The organism is Streptosporangium sp. NPDC023615 (assembly GCF_040640155.1).
Classification (GTDB): Bacteria; Actinomycetota; Actinomycetes; order Streptosporangiales; family Streptosporangiaceae; genus Streptosporangium.
Map to the genome: position 1 here is coordinate 49,688 of NZ_JBFABE010000015.1, position 17,741 is coordinate 67,428.

The 17,741-nt window shown below is 74.1% G+C and carries 15 protein-coding genes; 8 read left to right on the forward strand and 7 right to left on the reverse strand.

Annotated elements, in window-relative coordinates:
• The first annotated feature begins 36 nt into the window (after positions 1-36).
• The 3 genes from AB0G16_RS14345 to AB0G16_RS14355 all read left to right on the forward strand — a co-directional run bounded on the left by AB0G16_RS14345 (position 37) and on the right by AB0G16_RS14355 (position 3,797).
• A complete protein-coding gene (locus AB0G16_RS14345; RefSeq protein ID WP_362804040.1) occupies positions 37-1,188 on the forward strand; it encodes an acetyl-CoA C-acetyltransferase in 1,152 nt (383 codons plus the stop codon).
• A gap of 314 nt (positions 1,189-1,502) precedes the next feature.
• Entirely contained in the window at positions 1,503-3,035 is a 1,533-nt protein-coding gene (locus tag AB0G16_RS14350; protein WP_362804043.1) for a glycoside hydrolase family 3 N-terminal domain-containing protein, read from the forward strand.
• A 51-nt stretch (positions 3,036-3,086) separates the two neighbouring features.
• Positions 3,087-3,797, forward strand: coding sequence for a pentapeptide repeat-containing protein (locus tag AB0G16_RS14355; protein ID WP_362804046.1), 711 nt, complete (start codon positions 3,087-3,089; stop codon positions 3,795-3,797).
• A 114-nt stretch (positions 3,798-3,911) separates the two neighbouring features.
• Here AB0G16_RS14355 and AB0G16_RS14360 read toward each other — a convergent pair whose 3' ends face one another.
• From AB0G16_RS14360 to AB0G16_RS14375, 4 genes are read right to left on the reverse strand one after another with little or no spacing between them, the layout of a single operon-like run.
• The gene (locus AB0G16_RS14360; RefSeq protein ID WP_362804049.1) at positions 3,912-4,988 is read right to left on the reverse strand and encodes a nitronate monooxygenase; all 1,077 of its coding nucleotides are present in this window, start codon (positions 4,986-4,988) and stop codon (positions 3,912-3,914) included.
• On the reverse strand, positions 4,985-5,758 hold the full coding sequence (locus AB0G16_RS14365) for a CoA-transferase (RefSeq protein WP_362804265.1): 774 nt from the start codon (positions 5,756-5,758) through the stop codon (positions 4,985-4,987). The genes AB0G16_RS14360 and AB0G16_RS14365 overlap by 4 nt, the downstream gene beginning before the upstream one ends.
• Before the next feature lie 38 nt (positions 5,759-5,796).
• Complete coding sequence (locus AB0G16_RS14370) at positions 5,797-6,654, reverse strand: CoA-transferase (protein ID WP_362804052.1); 858 nt, start codon at positions 6,652-6,654, stop codon at positions 5,797-5,799.
• Positions 6,651-7,454 (reverse strand): enoyl-CoA hydratase family protein, encoded by an 804-nt coding sequence (locus tag AB0G16_RS14375; RefSeq protein WP_362804055.1) that lies wholly within the window; start codon positions 7,452-7,454, stop codon positions 6,651-6,653. Before AB0G16_RS14375 ends, AB0G16_RS14370 begins: the two co-directional genes overlap by 4 nt.
• A gap of 125 nt (positions 7,455-7,579) precedes the next feature.
• Here AB0G16_RS14375 and AB0G16_RS14380 point away from each other — a divergent pair, with 125 nt between their 5' ends.
• Complete coding sequence (locus AB0G16_RS14380; protein WP_362804058.1) at positions 7,580-8,446, forward strand: SDR family oxidoreductase; 867 nt, start codon at positions 7,580-7,582, stop codon at positions 8,444-8,446.
• Between the two features lie 43 nt (positions 8,447-8,489).
• Positions 8,490-9,395, forward strand: a complete 906-nt coding sequence (locus tag AB0G16_RS14385; protein WP_362804061.1) for an SDR family oxidoreductase — start codon at positions 8,490-8,492, stop codon at positions 9,393-9,395.
• A gap of 26 nt (positions 9,396-9,421) precedes the next feature.
• Here the strand turns inward: AB0G16_RS14385 and AB0G16_RS14390 are convergent, their stop codons facing one another.
• Entirely contained in the window at positions 9,422-10,369 is a 948-nt protein-coding gene (locus AB0G16_RS14390) for a helix-turn-helix domain-containing protein (RefSeq protein ID WP_362804064.1), read from the reverse strand.
• Positions 10,370-10,440: 71 nt separating this feature from the next.
• On the opposite strand from AB0G16_RS14390, the gene AB0G16_RS14395 reads away from it, so the two are divergent.
• Positions 10,441-10,773 (forward strand): cupin domain-containing protein, encoded by a 333-nt coding sequence (locus AB0G16_RS14395; RefSeq protein WP_362804067.1) that lies wholly within the window; start codon positions 10,441-10,443, stop codon positions 10,771-10,773.
• A 183-nt stretch (positions 10,774-10,956) separates the two neighbouring features.
• Complete coding sequence (locus tag AB0G16_RS14400) at positions 10,957-11,805, forward strand: hypothetical protein (RefSeq protein WP_362804069.1); 849 nt, start codon at positions 10,957-10,959, stop codon at positions 11,803-11,805.
• A 281-nt stretch (positions 11,806-12,086) separates the two neighbouring features.
• On the opposite strand, the gene AB0G16_RS14405 is transcribed toward AB0G16_RS14400, so the two are convergent.
• Positions 12,087-14,618 (reverse strand): M14 family zinc carboxypeptidase, encoded by a 2,532-nt coding sequence (locus AB0G16_RS14405; RefSeq protein WP_362804071.1) that lies wholly within the window; start codon positions 14,616-14,618, stop codon positions 12,087-12,089.
• A 151-nt stretch (positions 14,619-14,769) separates the two neighbouring features.
• On the reverse strand, positions 14,770-15,531 hold the full coding sequence (locus tag AB0G16_RS14410) for an SDR family oxidoreductase (protein ID WP_362804073.1): 762 nt from the start codon (positions 15,529-15,531) through the stop codon (positions 14,770-14,772).
• A gap of 214 nt (positions 15,532-15,745) precedes the next feature.
• Here AB0G16_RS14410 and AB0G16_RS14415 point away from each other — a divergent pair, with 214 nt between their 5' ends.
• The gene (locus AB0G16_RS14415; protein ID WP_362804075.1) at positions 15,746-17,737 is read left to right on the forward strand and encodes an ABC transporter substrate-binding protein; all 1,992 of its coding nucleotides are present in this window, start codon (positions 15,746-15,748) and stop codon (positions 17,735-17,737) included.
• Positions 17,738-17,741 lie beyond the last annotated feature (4 nt).

Below are 17,741 nucleotides of genomic sequence, written 5' to 3' on the forward strand. Positions count from 1 at the left end.
GTCGGGGGGACACGCAGGGGCGGGAAGGGTGAGGCAATGGGCGAGGCGTACATCGTCGGCGCGGTCCGTACCCCGGTGGGCCGCAGGAACGGCGGCCTGGCGGGCGCGCACCCGGCGGATCTGGGCGCCCACGTCCTCGGCGAGCTCGTCGGCCGTGGCGGCGTGGACCCCGAGGCCGTGGACGACGTCGTGTTCGGGTGCGTCGACACCCTCGGGCCGCAGGCCGGTGACATCGCCCGCACCTGCTGGCTGGCCGCCGGGCTGCCCGAGTGCGTGCCGGGCGTCACGGTCGACCGCCAGTGCGGCTCCTCGCAGCAGGCCGTCCACTTCGCCGCCCAGGCCGTGCTCTCGGGCACCTCGGACCTGGTGGTCGCCGGCGGCGTGCAGAACATGAGCATGGTCCCGATCGGGTACGCCATGACCGCCGGGCGGGCGCTCGGCTTCGACGGCCCGTTCGCGGGCTCGGAGGGCTGGCGGGCCCGGTACGGCGACCGGGAGATCTCCCAGTTCCGCGGCGCCGAGATGATCGCCGAGAAGTGGGACATCTCCCGGCGCGAGATGGAGGAGTTCGCCTACGAGTCCCACCGGCGGGCGCTCCGCGCGATCGACGAGGGCCGCTTCGCCGCCGAGATCGTCCCCTGGCGGGGCGTCTCCGCCGACGAGGGGCCGCGCCGCGACACCACCCCCGAGCGGATGGCCGCGCTGAGGCCCCTGGTCGAGGGCGGGCGGCTCACCGCCGCGCTCTCCTCGCAGATCTCCGACGGCGCCGCGGCCCTCCTGCTCGCCTCCGGCCGGGCGGTCAGGCGGCACGGGCTGACCCCGCGTGCCCGCGTCCACCACCTCTCCGCCCGCGGGGACGACCCGGTCATGATGCTCTCCGCGCCGATCCCGGCCACCGCGCACGCCCTGCGCCGGGCGGGCATGACGATCGGGGACATCGACGTGGTGGAGATCAACGAGGCCTTCGCCCCGGTCGTGCTGGCCTGGCTCAGGGAGACCGGCGCCGACCCCGCGCGGGTCAACCCCAACGGCGGCGCCATCGCCCTCGGCCACCCGCTGGGCGCCACCGGCGCCCGGCTGATGACCTCGCTCCTGCACGAGCTGGAGCGGACCGGCGGCCGCTACGGCCTGCAGACGATGTGCGAGGGCGGCGGCCAGGCCAACGTGACGATCATCGAACGTCTGTAGGGCCGTCCGGCGACATGTCCGGGTGCCGGGAGCGCGCGGATCCCGCTTCCCGCCGTGTCCTTGGACGTGGCCGTCGGAGCGGTCGTGTTCGGCGCGTGAGCCCGGGATCACGGTCTCAGCGGGCCGTCCGTTCCGTGTCCCGGGTGCCGCTCACTCACCGGAAGAGCGGTGGTCAGCCCTCTAGTAATTAAGAAACTTTCCTATTAGATTTGCGTCGAGCCGCCGTGGGAGCGCTTCCGCGGCCGGTCGGGCAACGTGGTGTCCGCACGTCCCCGGCGGGGAACACCGGCCGGTCGTCACGCGAGGAGGGGTGGATGAAGCGCGGCCCAGAGCTGCTCCGTCTGGCGGAGACCGTCGTCCTTCCCGGCTTCGAGGGCAGGACGCCGCCCGACTGGATCCGCCGCCGCCTCGGCGAGGGGCTGGCCGGCGTGGTGCTCTTCTCCCGGAACATCGCCACCCCCGCGCAGGTCGCCGGCCTCACCGCCGCGCTCCGCGAGGAGAACCCCCAGGTCCTCGTCGGCATCGACGAGGAGTCCGGCGAGGTCACCCGCCTGGAGGCCGTGGACGGCAGCACCAGGCCCGGCAACTTCGCCCTCGGCGTGGCCGACGACACCGACCTCACCGAGGAGATCGCCGCCGACCTGGGCCGCGACCTGGCCGCGGCGGGCGTCAACCTCAACTTCGCCCCCTCGGCGGACGTGAACTCCAACCCCGACAACCCCGTCATCGGGCTGCGCTCCTTCGGCGCCGACCCCGACCTGGTCGCCCGGCACACCGCCGCCTGGATCCGCGGCATGCAGTCGGCGGGCGTGGCCGCGTGCGCCAAGCACTTCCCCGGCCACGGGGACACCTCGGTCGACTCCCACCACGGCGTGCCCTACGTCGCCGCCACCGCCGAGGAGCTGCGCGACGTGGCGCTGCGCCCCTTCCGCGCCGCCGTCGCCCAGGGAGTCCGCACCGTCATGACCGGCCACCTCATGGTCGGCGCGCTGGACGCCGCGATGCCCGCGACCCTCAGCCGGGCGATCCTGCACGGCCTGCTCAGGGACGAGCTGGGCTTCGAGGGCGTCGTCGTCACCGACGGCATCGAGATGGCCGCGGTCTCCCGCGCGTACGGGATCGGCGGAGCCTCGGCCCTCGCCCTGGCCGCCGGCGCCGACGCGATCTGCGTGGGCGGCGAGCACGCCGACGAGGCGACCGCGATCGCGGTCCGCGACGCCGTCGTGGACGCCGTGGTCGAGGGCCGGCTCGACGAGGAGCGGCTGGCCGACGCGGCCCGCCGCGTCTGCGAGCTCGCCCTCTGGACCACCTCGGCGGCGCACCGGACCTCCGCGTCCGCCCACCCTGCAGAGGACGCGCGCACTTCCGCCGGCCCGCCGATCGGCCTGGCCGCCGCGCGGCGCGCCCTGCGGGTGACCCGCCGCTCCTCGGCCACGGCGCTGCCGCTCTCCTCGCCGCCGCACGTCGTCGAGCTGGCACCCGAGATGAACCTCGCCATCGAGAAGGGCACCCCCTGGGGCGTCGGCGAACCACTCGGCAAGCTGCTGCCCGGGACCAGCGTGACCCGGCTGGAGGCCGCCACCGCCACCGGCGGCGCGATCGAGACCGTGCTCGCCGCCGCGGCCGGGCGCCCGCTGGTCGTCGTCGTCCGTGACGCCCATCGTCACGCCTGGCAGACCGACGCGCTGCGCCACCTGCTGGCCGGACGCGCCGACGCCGTCGTGGTGGAGATGGGCCTGCCCGGCCGTTCCGACCTCGGCGCGGTCCACATCGCCACCCACGGCGCCGCCCGCGTCTGCGGCCAGGCGGCCGCCGAACTCCTCGCCGGAGACCCCGCCGTCACCTGACCCGGAACCGGGGCCGGTGATTCTGTCGGGGCGGACTGCTTGGATCGCCGCATGGATGCGGCGCGGCTGCTGGCGGACCAGCGAGAGATCAACGGGGTCGACCTGGCGGGGCTCTCCCTCGGGGGGCACCTGACCGGCGACGGCTCCGACGCCCCCTACGTCTTCACCGAGTGCGACCTCACCGGCGCCGACCTCGCGGGGGCGTCGCTGGTGGAGGCGGTCTTCGAGGGGTGCGTGCTGGAGGGGGCCGACTTCCGCCGGGCGGACCTGGACGGGGCCCGTTTCTCCGGCGGCGGGGGAGCGGGGCTCAGGTTCGGCGGCGCCGACCTCGTCGACGCGGTCCTCGCCGACGTCGACCTGTCGGGCGCGGTCTTCGAGTCGGCCCTGCTGACCGACGCCTCCTTCACCGGCTGCCGCATGATCGGCGCGGTGCTCTCCGGTTGCCGGGGCACCGGCTACCGCCTCGAGGGCTGCAACCTGACGCTGGCCGAGCTCGTCGGGTGCTCGTTCCGGGGCCTGCGCCTGCGGGGCGTCCGCCTGGACGACGCCAACCTGTCGGGCTGCGACTTCACCAAGGCCGTGTTCGAGGACTGCCGCCTGATCGGCGTCCGCACCGTGGAGACGGTCTTCACCGGCGCCGACCTGCGCGGCGCCGACCTGGGCGACGTCGACGACACCCGGCTCCGGTCGCTGCGCGGAGCGGTCGTCAGCCCCGCCCAGGCCGCCGCGATCCTCGCCCTGCGCGGCCTCACCGTGAACTGACGCGCCGCGGGGCCGTCCCCGGCGCGAGGCCGCCCCCGGACGGGGACCGGTCAGGGGCCGGTGCGGTCGGAAGGCGGCCTCCGGACGGGAGCCGTCACGGCCCGGCCGACGCGGTCAGGGGCGGGGCGCGCGTTCCAGGCGCTCCAGCCGGTCGAGGACGGTGTGCGCCTCGGACATGACCCGGTCGATCAGCTCAGCGCAGGACGGCAGGTCCTCGATCAGCCCGACGACCTGGCCGGAGGCCATGACCCCGAGGTCCGCGCGCCCGTCCACCATGGCGGCCCGCAGCAGCATCGGGGTGTTGGCCGCCTGGAGCACCTGGGCCCAGGTCAGGTCGCGGCCGTGCCGCATCCGGCGCCCCTCGCGGATCATCGCGGCCCACGACAGGCCCGACAGCCGCCGGAACCGCGCGCCGTTGACGATCGCGCGCGGCAGGCGCAGACGCGAACGTTCGAGCGAGTCGACGAACGGGGTGCGCAGCACGCGGTGCGGCACACCGTCCACGCGGGTGGTGACCACGGTCTCGGCACCGTCCAGGTAGACCCTCTTCACCTCCTCGCCGACGGTGGAGTCCGAGGTCAGCAGGAAGCGGGTGCCCATCGCGATCCCGCAGGCGCCGTACGACAGGGCGGCGACCAGGCCGCGGCCGTCGCAGAACCCGCCCGCCGCGATCACCGGGACGTCCACCGCGTCCACGACCTGGGGGAGCAGCACCGTGGTGGGGACCGCCCCGGTGTGCCCGCCGCCCTCGCCGCCCTGAACGATGACCGCGTCCGCCCCCCAGGCGGCGACCTTCTCGGCGTGCCGCCGCGCGCCGACCGAGGGGATGGTCACCACCCCGGCGTCCTTCAGCCGGGCGATGAGCTCCCGCCGGGGGGCCAGGGCGAACGACGCCACCCGCACGCCCTCGCGGATCAGCACGTCGACCCGCTCGCGGGCGTCGTCGGCGTCGGCGCGGAGGTTCACCCCGAAGGGGGCGTCCGTGCGCTCCCCGACCTCCCGGATCGCCGCCGTCATCTGCCGGAGCGACATGGTGGCCGCCGCGACGATCCCCAGCCCCCCGGCGGCGGAGGTGGCCGAGACGAGGCGGGCCCCGGCGACGTACCCCATGCCGGTCTGCACGACCGGGTACCGGCAGCCGACCAGCTCGGTGAGCCGCGTCACCAGGGGCCGGGCGGCGGGTGGCGTCACGCCGGGACCTCCCGGTCGCGGAGCCCGGCGGGGTCGAGGACCTCGCGCAGCACGCCGAGCTCCTTGGCGGTGGGCCACCGGGTCGCCGGGACGTCGCCGGTGACGGCGAGGGGGAAGCCGGTCGCGGCCACGACCTCCTCCACGGTGACGCCCGGGTGGACCGACGCCAGGCGCATCGACCCGTCCGGGGTGCGGAAGTCCAGCACGGCCAGGCCGGTCACCACGCGGCGCAGGTCGTGGTGGCGCAGGGCGCCCGGCCCGGCCTCGGCCGCGCGGTCGTGGCCGACACCGCTGACCATGTCCACGCGCGGTACGAACACCCGGGGCGAGTGCCGGGGGATCCAGTAGCTGGTCGGGCAGCAGACCGTGTTGCCCGGCACCCCCCGCACCCCCAGGAGCTGGGCCCTGGGACGGTCCCGGTCGCCGATGCGGGAGATGTTGCTGTTGCCGTACCGGTCGATCTGGCTCGCCCCCAGCATGACGTGCCGCCTGCCGTTGAGCACCAGCCACAGGTGGTCCGCGAACGGCAGCCAGCCCTCGACCACCTCCGGCGCCTCCCCCAGCGCGGGGACGTCGCCGGTCAGCAGGCACGTCCCGTCGTGCGTGATCAGGTCGGGCTCGAAGGTCAGCCGGGCCAGCCGGGCGGCCAGCACGGTGATCGCGCCGCCGATGCCCGCGGCCAGGATCTCCCCGTCCCCCCGGAACGCCTCGGCGCACGCGACGACGCACACCTCCGCGCGGGTGGCGCCGGCGGCCTCGGTGGCGTCGATGTCCTCGGTGGGACCGGTTGCGCGGCCGGCGCCGGCGGTCACGATCCCTCCCCGGTCCCGCGTACGGCCTCCTGGTAGGCGGCCTCGTCGCCGGACAGGTAGCGCTCCCGGAAGGCCCGCCACGCCCCGGGGTCGGCGGCGGCGCTCGCGTAGGCCCGCTGGAACGCCTCGTCGCGGCCGTGGTCGGGCTCGCAGCTCGTGAAGTGGGCGCCGCCCGGCGTCTCCACCACCCCGGCCACCATCGACCGGCTGATCAGCAGCGACTGCACGGGGCCCTCCTTGAGCAGGTCGGCGGTGTCCACCACGCGTTCGCAGGAGACGTAACAGCGACCGGCCGCCTTGGCGTAGAGGTCGTCGAGGTAGGGGTCGGGGCCCAGGTACTGCGCGTTGCCGCGCCGGTCGGCCCGGTTCAGGTGCACCAGCGCGACGTCCAGGGGCAGCGCGGGCACGGCGACGAGCTCCTCGCCGTCGCCGTACGGCGAGCGGACGGTCCGCAGCTCCGGGTTGACCCGCATCACGTCGGAGCCCAGCCCGGCCCGGGTCGGCAGGAACGGCAGGCGGTGCGCCGCGGCGAGCAGGCCGAACATGAACATGCCCTCGTCGTACTCGGTGAACGCCACGGTCCCGGCCTGCCTGGCGGCCCGGAAGTGCGGTTCCAGCGGGATCGAGTCCAGCGTCACGAACGGGGCGATCACCCGGGCGACCTTGCCGTACGCGCAGAGCAGGCCGACGTCGGGCCCGCCGTAGGACACGACCGTCAGGTCCCGTACCGGGGAGCGGCAGACCGCCCTGACCAGGGCCATCGGCTTGCGGCGCGACCCCCAGCCGCCGATGCCGACCGTCATGCCGTCGCGCAGCCGCCCGGCGACCTCGTCGGCGGTCATCAGCTTGCTCATCGGCCGTCCCCCTCCTCCGGATCCGCCGGCCCCTCGCCGCCCGCTCCCGCTTCCGTCCCCGCTCCCGCTCCCGCGATGAAGGCGTCGCGGTGCCTGTCGCCGGAGCCCATCAGGTTGAGCTCGAAGGTGAAGCCCTGCTCGAACCGGTAGCTGCGCCTGACGTCGACCGGGTCGATGCCGTTCAGCGACTCCTTGGCGCGGCGGATGACGTACGGGTCCTTGTCCGCGATCCGGCCGGCGACGTCGAGGGCGGTCGCGCGCAGCCGGTCGCGCGGCGCGACCTCCAGCACCGAGCCGAAGGCGCGCAGCTCGGCGGCGGTGACGGTGCGGCACGTGTAGACCATGGCCCGCATCAGGTGCTGGGGGACCAGCCGGGCCAGGTGGGTGGCCGCGCCGAGCGCGCCCCGGTCGACCTCGGGCAGGCCGAAGTAGGCGTCGTCGGAGGCGACCACGATGTCGGCGTTGCCCGCCAGCCCGACCCCGCCGCCCAGGCAGAACCCGTGCACGGCGGCGATCACCGGCACCTCGCACTCGTAGACCGCCGCGAACGCGGCGAAACACCCTCGGTTGGCGCCGACCAGGGCGGTGTGGCCGGCGGTGGCCTGCATCTCCTTGACGTCCACCCCGGCGTTGAAGCCCCTGCCCTCCGCGCGCAGCACCACGACGCGCGTCGCGGGGTCGCGTCCGGCCTCCCGTACGGCCTCGGCCAGCTCGAACCACCCGGAGACCGGCAGCGCGTTGACCGGGGGCACGTCCACCACGACCTCGGCGACCGCTCCGCCGTGAAGAGTGATTCCCATCGCGCCTCACTGTTGGCACCTAACGCTTGCTTGGTACCGTAGCACGTGGCGATCGGCCGCGGCACGGCCCGCACGGCGCGGAGCGGGGCGGCGCGGCGCGGTCGGACGGTGAGGAGGCGGGTGCGATGGACACCGGAGGCGGCGACGGGGAAGGAACGGGCGCGGTGGGCGCCGGGGACGGGACGGCCTCCGCGCCCGGCGGCCGGGTCTCCTACGACCTCACCGGATCGGTCGTCCTGGTGACCGGCGGGACCAGGGGGATCGGCGAGGGCATCGCGGGCGCCTTCGCGGCGGCCGGGGCCCAGGTGGTGGTGTGCGCCCGCAGGGAGCCCGGGACCGTGCCCGAGGGCGTCACGTTCGCCGCCGCCGACGTGCGCGACGCCGCGGACGTCGACCGCCTGCTCGCCGGGATCGAGGAGCGCCACGGACGGCTCGACACGGTCGTCAACAACGCCGGGGGCTCGCCGGACGCGCCGCTGTCCGGCACCTCGCCCCGGCTGCACACCCGGGTGGTGGAGCTCAACCTCGTCGCCCCGCTGCTCGTCTCGCAGCGCGCCCACCCGCTCCTCGCCGCCTCCGGCGGCTCGGTCATCATGATCGGCAGCTCCAGCGGTACGCGGCCCTCCCCGGGCACCTCCGCCTACGGCGCCGCCAAGGCCGGCCTGCACCACCTGGCCGACTGCCTGGCCGCCGAGTGGGCGCCGCGCGTCCGGGTCAACACGGTCGTCGTCGGCCTCGCCGACACCGGGGACCCGGCGGGCCCGGCCGGTTCGGCGGGCTCGGCGGCCTCGGCCGCCCACTACGGCGGTCCCGGCGGGGTCGCGCGGATGGGCGCGGCCGTCCCCGCCGGCCGGACGGCCCTGCCCTCGGACGTGGCCGCGGCGTGCCTGTGGCTGGCGGTGCCCGGCTACGTGACCGGCGCGCGGATCGCCGTCCACGGCGGCGGCGAGATCCCCGCCTGGCGGCGGATCGCCTCTGGACACGACGGGTGAACGGCCGGGAAACTCTGCATGATCACAACGAGAGGGGCCCGGCATGGGCGGTATCTGCGAGGGACGCGTGGTGATCGTCACCGGTGCCGGGCGCGGCATCGGCAGGGAGCACGCCCTGGAGTTCGCCCGGCAGGGCGCCCGTGTCGTGGTCAACGACCTCGGCACCGGCCGTGAGGGCGACGGGCGTTCGGGCGCCCCCGCGCTGGAGGTCGTCGAGGAGATCCGCGACCTGGGCGGCCGGGCGGTGGCCGGCGGTGACGACGTCACCGACTGGGACGGCGCGGCCCGGCTGGTCAGGATGGCGCTGAGCGCCTTCGGGCGGCTGGACGTGCTGGTGAACAACGCCGGGTTCGTCCGCGACCGGATGCTGGTCTCGATGACCGAGCAGGAGTGGGACGACGTGATCCGGGTCCACCTCAAGGGCCACTTCCTGCCGCTGCGGCACGCGAGCGCCCACTGGCGGGAGCGGTCGAAGGCGGGCGAGCCGGTGGACGCCCGGGTGATCAACACCTCGTCCGGGGCGGGCCTGCTCGGCAGCGTCGGCCAGGGCAACTACTCGGCGGCCAAGGCCGGCATCGTGGCCCTCACCCAGGTCGCCGCCGCCGAGCTCGGCCGCTACGGCGTCACGGTGAACGCGATCGCCCCGGCCGCCCGTACCAGGATGACCGAGGAGGTCTTCGCCGAGACCATGGCCAGGCCCAGGGACGGCTTCGACGCCATGGACCCGGCCAACATCGCCCCCCTGGTCGCCTGGCTCGGCTCGGCCGCCTCCGGGCACGTCACCGGCCGGGTCTTCGAGGTCGAGGGCGGTTCCGTCTCCCTCGCCGACGGCTGGCGCCACGGCCCCCGCGTCGACCGGGGTGCCCGCTGGGACCCCTCCGACATCGGCGACGCCGTCACGGAACTCCTCACCGAGGCTCCCGCCCCGGAACCGGTGTACGGGTCGTAACCGCCGGATCCCGGGAACGGTGGTCGTCATGGCGTGGCACGGAACGTCCGGCGGTAGGCGCCGGGCGTCGTGCGCAGGGCGGTGAGGAAGCGCCTGCGCAGGTTGGTGGCCGAGGAGAGGCCGGCGCGGCGGGCGACGGCGTCCAGCGGGAGGTCGGAGGACTCCAGCAGGTCCCGGGCCATGGCGATCCGCTGGGCGAGCAGCCACCGTCCCGGGCTGGTGCCGAGCTGATCGGCGAACCGCCGGGTAAGGGTACGTGCCGAGACGCCCGCGTGGGCGGCCATGGTCTCGACGGTCACCGGTTCGCCGAGTCTCGCGGCGGCCCACTCCAGCAGCGGCGCGAGCGTGCCGTCGATCTGCGCGGGACGCGGCGGCGCCGAGTACTGCGACTGCCCGCCCTCGCGGTGGGGCGGCATGACCATGGTCCGTGCGACGTGCGCGGCGTAACCGGCGCCCTGGTCGCCGCGGACCAGGTGCATGCACAGGTCGATGCCGGCCCCGGCGCCGGCGCTGGTGGCCACGTCGCCGTGGTCCACGTACAGCACGTCCGCGTCGACCCGGACGCGCGGGAAGCGCGCGGCGAGCTCGTCCGCCAGTCCCCAGTGGGTGGTCGCCTCCCGCCCGTCCAGCAGGCCGGAGTGCGCCAGCACGAAGGCGCCGGAGCAGATGCTCACCACCCGCGCCCCGCGGGAGTGCGCGCGGCGCAGGGCCCGGACCACCGCGGGCGAGGGCGGTTCCCCGGCGGGCAGCCAGCCCGGGACGACCACGGTGTCGGCCCGGTCGAGCGCGTCCAGCCCGTCGGTCACGAGCATGTCGTACCCGGCGTGCGTCGCGACAGGGCCGGGGTGCTCGGTGCACACCTCGAAGGTGTACCGCGTAGGAAGCCCTCTTCTTTCGATCCCGAAGATCTGGGCCACGCAGCCGAGCTCGAAGGTCGACTGCGGGGGATGAACGAGCGCCGCCACTCGATGCATGACGGGAAAGTACCGCATGATGTCTTTCCTGACACTCGGCGGGGACGGTGACCGGCCGACAGGCTGAGCGCATGACGACAGAACAGAACCCGCCCTCCTGTGTGTGGTCCGCCGTCCGGGACGCCCCGGTCCGCGAGCTCTTCCCGGGCATCCGGGCACGGCCGCTGTGGACGGGGGACGACGGCGCGAAGGCCGCCGTGCTGGAGATGGACGCGAACACGTGCTGGCAGGGGGTCGACGTCCACGAACCCGGTCCCGAGGAGGTCTTCGTGGTCTCCGGCGTCTTCAACGACGGCGAGCGGGACTATCCGGCGGGCTCCTTCATCCACGCCCCCGCGGGTTCCTCGCACGTCCCGCAGACGACGACGGGCTGCACGCTGTTCCTCTTCTACCCGGAAGGTTAGGTCGCCCGCGTTCCGCTCGGAAGGCCGGATCGTCCGCGACCGCAGGGCCGCGCGGTCACACGGTCACGGGGCCGCTTCGGGCATCGGCCCCCTGCGGTGTGCGAGGGGCGGGTCACGGCCGGAAGACACTTCCCCTGTAAGGTGTGTCCTGTTCTTTTGGTGATGACACGAGGAGCTGTTCCAGTGGGTTATTCCGCGGCGTACGTGACCTGGGCCGACCCCGAGAAGGTGGACGACGAGAAGGAGATCACCGTCGCCGCCTGGGCCGGGGTGGGGATCACCGGGCGGATCGAGCGCTGGGACGACCCGGGGGCCGACTGGGCCGCGTACGACGCCGTCGTGGTCCGTACCCCGTGGGACTACGTGGACCGGCGGGCGGAGTTCCTCGCCTGGGCCCGGCGCGTCGAGTCGGTCACCCGGCTGCTCAACCCGGCCGACGTGCTGGAGCGCAACACCGACAAGACCTACCTGCGGGAGCTGGACGCGCCGATCATCCCCACCTACTGGGGCGTGCCGGGCGAGGCCGCGGACTTCCCGGACCTCGGGGAGTACGTGGTCAAGCCGTCGATCTCGGTGGGGGCCCGCGACACGATCAGGACCGCCGACCGCGCCGAGGCCGAGGCGCACGTGGCCCGGCTGACCGGTGCGGGGCGGACCGCGATGATCCAGCCCTACCTGGACATGGTCGAGACCGAGGGGGAGACCTCGCTGCTCTACTTCGGCGGCCGGTTCAGCCACGCCGTCCGGCGCAACGCGATGCTGGGCGGCGAGGCCAGCGAGCCCGGACAGGGGAGCGACGACCACGGGCGGTTCCGCGACCCCGAGCCCGACCAGATCGCGCTGGCCGAGCGGGTGCTCGCCGGATACCCGACCCTGCTGTACGCCCGGGTCGACCTGGTCCGCCTGGCCGACGGCGGCCCGGCCCTGATCGAGCTGGAGCTCACCGAGCCCTACCTCTTCCTGCGGTACGCGCCCGGCGCCGTCGACACCTTCGCGCGGGCCCTGGCCCGGATGCTGGCCGAGGCACGCTGACCGCCCGCGGGCCCCCGTCCCCGCCTGGCCCCGGGACGCGGGCCCGCCAGTGGCGGGCTTCGTCACCTCGATCCCCGGTACTCCATCACCCCAATCGGACCCGGCCGGGTCCGACCCGGTCCAGCGGCACCGATCTCGGCGCCTATCGCCGCCTTCTGGCACCGGGAGGGCGCATGCCGAACCAGCTGGAGGCCGGCGGCGTCCGGGGGAAGCACGTCGTCCGGATCGTGTGAGGACGCGGCGCGCGGCCCGTGAGGAGACGGGACGCGCGCCGCTCCCGGTCAGTTCGGCAGGACCACCGCGAGCGGGGAGACCCCGGCGGCGCGCAGCGCGCCGGGGAGCCTCCCGGCCCAGGGGTGCTCGTGCGCGTCGAGACCGCCGGGGTTGGCGACCGTGAAGCGGACCGCGCCGCCGGTGGCGGCCTGCTCGGTCCAGACGGCGCCGAAGCCCTTCAGCACGGCGGCGACCCGGTCACGGCCGGACGCCGCGACGGTGACGCGGATCGGCGACTCGCGGTCCGGGACGGCCGCGGCGGCCCTGGAGGCGTCGGGCGCCGGGGCACGCGAGGACCGGGCCGACGCGGACGGCAGGTCGGCCGTGATCGCGTTGGCGACGATCTTCGCCGTGCCGTCGGTGAAGGCGCGGAAGTTGGGGTCGGCGGCGAACAGCACCGCGTGGCCGGCGCCGACCGGTTCGGCGACCGACGCCGCCGTCCCGGCGAGCTCCTCGGCGCCCAGCGCGAAGCCGGACAGGAACCACTCGGGCGAGTCCGCGGCCGGGTAGGAGGTCAGCACATGGGCCGGGTTCGCGGCCCTCATGACCAGGTCGTAGGCGTAGAACTGCATGACGTCCGGCCCGACGCCGCGGCTCAGCGGCCCCTGGGCCACGGTGGTGCGCAGCAGGGAGCCCGGGACGTCCGAGGCCGGCTCGGTGAGCGTCACACCGGAGACGCCGGCCAGCGCGGCGAGCCGGGTGCCGCCCGACCAGCCGACGTAGCGCCCGCCGGCGCCGACCCAGTCGCGCAGCGCGGCGCGGCCGGTCTCACCGAGGACGGTGTCGGCCGCGGTCGCCGGGCCGTCCGGCACGAGCAGCACGTCCAGCCCGCTCAGACCGCCCGTGGCGACGTCGGCCGGGGTGAGCACCCGGTAGGGCAGCCTCCAGTCGCGGTCCAGGCGGTGGCGGAGCCAGCCGGAGGACTCGGCGGCGTTCCGGGCGGTGCCGCCGGACAGCTGCAGGACGCCGACCGACCGGGAGGTGCGCACCCGCGCCGAGGGGGCGTCCACCGCCCGCACCGGCGTGGCGAGGGGGAGCAGCACCTGGCCGGAGGAGCCGCCGGAGACGTTGCCGAGCAGCGGCAGGCTCCACGCGGTCACGTCGTAGAAGTAGGGGAACGGCGTGTGGGTGTCCTCGTTCAGCATGGCCTGGATCCAGTGCTTCTGGCCCTGGGCCATCGGGATCCAGTAGGTGCCCTTGGGCAGCGTGGTCCTGGCCTCGGCCCTGCCGTAGGGCTTGAAGTCCCGCACCGTCAGCGGCTTGGCCAGCCTGAACACCTGGACGTCCATGCGCTGCAGCCGCCGCACGACGAGGTCGGTCTCGGCCTTCTTGGCGGGGTCGTCCGCGCGCAGGAAGTAGTGGCGGACCCTGCGGTCGGGCACCTGGGTGATGACCTCGTTGCCCGGGTTGTAGACCTTGTTCGGCTCCAGTTTCCCTTCGAGGCCCTGCCTGAAGGCCTCGGCGTACATGCCGTGCCAGGTGGTGAGGATCTCGGTCTTCCTCTCGGCGGCGGCCGAGAGCGAGACCCACTGGGTGAGCCACTGCTCGAAGGTACGGGCGGCGATCGGGGAGGCGTTGCCCTTCTCGAACGTCATGCCCGCGGCGTTGAAGCCGGTGGTCGGGACCGTGTCGCCGTAGCCCATGTAGAACATGTCGTAGACGTCGCGGTTGAAGAAGGGGATGCCGCGCCTGGTGAACTCGCCGATCATCGCGGCGCCGTAGGTGTTGTTGATCCAGTCGATCGTCGGCTCGGCGATGTCGTGGTAGAACGGGTCGGCGTTCGGCGGGAAGAAGTACTCGGTGCCGCCCATCTCGTGGGCGTCGACGAAGAGCTGCGGGGGGTACTTGCGCAGCAGTTCGATCTTGCCGTCGGTCTCCGGCTGGGTCCGCGCGAACCAGTCGCGGTTCATGTCGAAGGAGTAGGCGTTGCGCCGGGTGTCGGCCTCGCGGCCGTCGGGGTTCTGCGTCGGCAGGATCACCACGACGGCGTTGTCCAGGATGCGCCTGGCCGCGCAGTCGTCCCGCCCGGCCAGGTCGTGGAGGGTCTTCAGCGCGGCGTCGGTGCCGCTCTCCTCGCCGCCGTGCACGTTCCCGGCGACCCACAGGATCGCGGGCGTGTTCCTGGCGAGGGTCCTGGCCACGGCGGCCGGGGTGAGGGGGTTGCGCAGCAGCTTGACCGAGGTCTCGATCGCGCGCAGGTTCCGGATGTTGCGGGGGGTGCCGACGACGGCGTACCTCAGGGGGCGTCCCTCGGCGCTGGTGGCCAGGGTGCCGGAGACGACCCGGTCGCTGGCCCTGTCGATCGCGCCGAGCAGGGTGTCGGACTCGGCGGTGGTGACCTCGCGCTCACCGAGGTCGAAGCCGAGCACGCTCCGGGGCGTGGGGACCCCGCCGTGGTAGGCGGGGGGAGTGCCGGTGGGGTCGCAGGCGGACGCGGGGGGCGCGGCGGGGGTGGGATCCGCCGCCTGGGCGGCCCCCGCGGGAAGGGCGGTGGCGGCGGCCAGGAGGGCCGTCGCCACCACCGCGAAACGCTTCAGCATGAGGCAAAGCTGACACCTCGACGGGGGTGCGGCAAGGTCAAGATATGACGTTCGCGGTAGGGCCGGTGCCGGTGGTTCTCGTCCGCGACCGGCCCCGGTCCGCCGGCCACCGGTGTCCGGGGGCACCCCGGGACGCCCGCCCGGGTGTGGCCTACGCGTGGCCGGAGATGCCGCCGTCCACCGGGATCACGGTGCCGGTGAGGTAGGCGCCCGCCCGCGAGGACAGGAAGATCGCGGTGCCCGCCATGTCGTCGGGGCTGCCGATCCTGCCCAGCGGGACGTGGGACGCCACGGCCGCGCGCATCTCCGGGTCCTTGAGGGCGAACGCCATCATCTTCGACTCGAACGGCCCCGGGGCGATCGCGTTGACCGTGATCGACTCCTTGGCGAGGCGCTGGGACAGGTGCCGGGTGAGCATGTGCACGGCGGCCTTGGCGGCCGAGTAGGCGTAGTTCTCCATCGAGGGCACCCGGATGCCGTCCACCGAACCGATGTTGATCACTCTGGCCGGGTCCTTCGGGCTCGCGGCGGCGCGCAGCAGCGGCAGGAAGCGCTGGGTCAGGTAGAACACGCCCTTGACGTTGATCCCCCAGAGCTTGTCGAACGCCTGCCCGGGGTACTCCTCCAGCGGCGCCCCCCAGGTCGCCCCGGCGTTGTTGACCAGCACGTCCAGGCGGGACTCGCGCGCGGAGACCGCCTCGAACAGCGCCGACACCCCCTCGTCGGTGGACAGGTCGGCCGGTACGGCGACGCACCCCAGCTCGGCGGCGGTCTTCTCGACCTCGGCCGCCTTGCGCGAGGAGATGTACACCGTGGCCCCCGCGTCGACGAATCCGGCCGCGATCATCCGGCCGATCCCCCGGGAGCCGCCGGTGACGACGACGGTCTTGCCTTCCACCGAGAACAGAGTCATGTTCGGTAGCATGCCGCACGCCCCGCGACCCCGTCCATACCGACCGGTCGGTTCCTCGCCCGCCGGGCGGTGCGGCCTTGGCGGGAGCGGACTTTCCTGCCTTTCGTGCCGCTACGCGAGAAACGTCCTGAAAAATAAAGCCGCAGAATAAAAAGAGGATGAAACAATCTTCCAAGGCTCATTGACAGGAGCTGTTCGGATGGTGTGACTTCGTATGTCAGGGTTCGGTGACGCGGAGGTGAGGCACATCATGGCCGGAACGGGCGCGCGCACGGCGGCACTGGGCCTGGCACTGACGATCTCGATCCTCCCGCCGGTCCAGGCGCAGGCCTCCGCGCGCGCCTCGGCCTCCGCGCACACCTCCGTCCCCGCGTACGCCGCCCCCGCGTACGCCGCCCCCGCGCACGTCTCGGCCTCCGCGCACACCTCGGCCTCCGCGCACGTCTCTGCCCCCGCGCACGTCTCTGCCCCCTCCTCGGCTCCGGCCAGGAGGGTCGTCCGGATGGGCGCCACCCAGAGCGTGGACTCGATGAACCCGTTCCTGGCGGTCAGGCTGATCTCCACGGCGATCCACCGCTGGACCTACGGCCAGCTCACCACGCCCGACCCCAAGACCCTCGCCCCCGGCCCCGACCTGGCCGAGTCGTGGAAGACCTCGGCGGACAGACTGACCTGGACCTTCACCATGCGCGCCGGCGCCACCTGGTCGGACGGCCGGCCCGTCACCGCCCAGGACGCCGCGTGGACCCTCAACAAGATCATGACGGACGACGCGGCCAAGACGGCGAACGGCCCCGCCGTGGAGAACTTCGCCGCCGTCACGGCGGCCGACGACCGGACCCTGGTCATCAGGACGAAGAAACCGCAGGCCTCCATGCTGGAGCTGCCGGTCCCGATCATGCCCAGGCACGTCTGGGAGGGCGTCGGCGACATCGCCGCGTTCGAGAACGAGACCTACCCGGCCGTGGGCAACGGCCCCTACATCCCCGTCGAGCACCGGAAGAACGCGTACGTGAAACTGCGGGCCAACCCGGCGTACTGGCGCGGCGCCCCCGCGATCGACGAGCTGCACGTCGTCTTCTACGAGAACGCCGAGGCGGCGATCGCCGGCCTCAGGAAGGGCGACATCGACTGGATCGGCAGGCTGGCGCCCCCGCAGTTCCAGGCCGTCTCCGGCCACCCCGAGATCGTGCAGTGGAACACCCCGGGCCGCCGCGCCACCTACCTGCAGCTCAACCCCGGCGCCGCGACCTCCGACGGCGAGCCGATCGGCGACGGGCACCCCGCGCTGAGGGACGCCAGGGTGCGCCGGGCCATCCACCACGCGATCGACAAGAGGACCCTCGTCCAGCAGGTGCAGAACGGGCTGGCCGTACCGGCGGACGGTTCGATCGTCCCGCCGATGTACCGGGAGTTCTTCTGGCGGGCCGAGGGCGACGACGCCGTCACCTTCGACCCGGCCGAGGCCGGGCGCATCCTCGACGAGGCCGGCTACGCCAAGGGCGCCGACGGGGTCCGGACCATGCCCGGCGGCGGGCGCGCCCTGGAGATGCGCTTCAGCGTCCGCACCGAGGAGCCCGTCGAGGAGAAGATCGCCCAGTACCTGACCGGCTGGCTCCGGGACATCGGCATCCGGCTGACCGTCCGCAGGATCGACGCCAACAGGTACACCGAGGAGACCGGGAGCACGGCGCTGTACGACATCGCGATCAGCGGCTGGTCGGTCAACCCGGACCCGGAGGAGGTGCTGGCCACCCACCTGTGCAGCCGCAGGCCCACCGCGAGCGGCCAGGGCGGCGGCACCGAGTCGTTCTTCTGCGACGACGAGTTCGAGCGGCTGTACAGGGAGCAACTGGCCGAGCTCGACCGGGCCGAACGCGTGGGACTGATCAAACAGATGCAGCGGCGCCTCTACACCGAGGCCCCGGTCATCGCGCTCTACTACCCCAACAACCTGGAGGGCTACCGCAGGGACAGGATCGCCTCCATCACCCCGATCCCGCAGGACCGGGGCCTGCTGTACGGCGGGAGCGGCTACTGGCCGGTCTACTCGCTGCGGGCGGTGGAACGCCCCGCCGCCACGGGCGGGAACGGCACCGGCACCGGCACCGCCGTGGCCGTGGCGGCGATCGCCGCGCTGGCCCTCGCCGCCGGGGGAGTCCTGCTCGCCAGGCGCCGCCGCGCCTCCGCCGACGACCGCGAGTGACGCC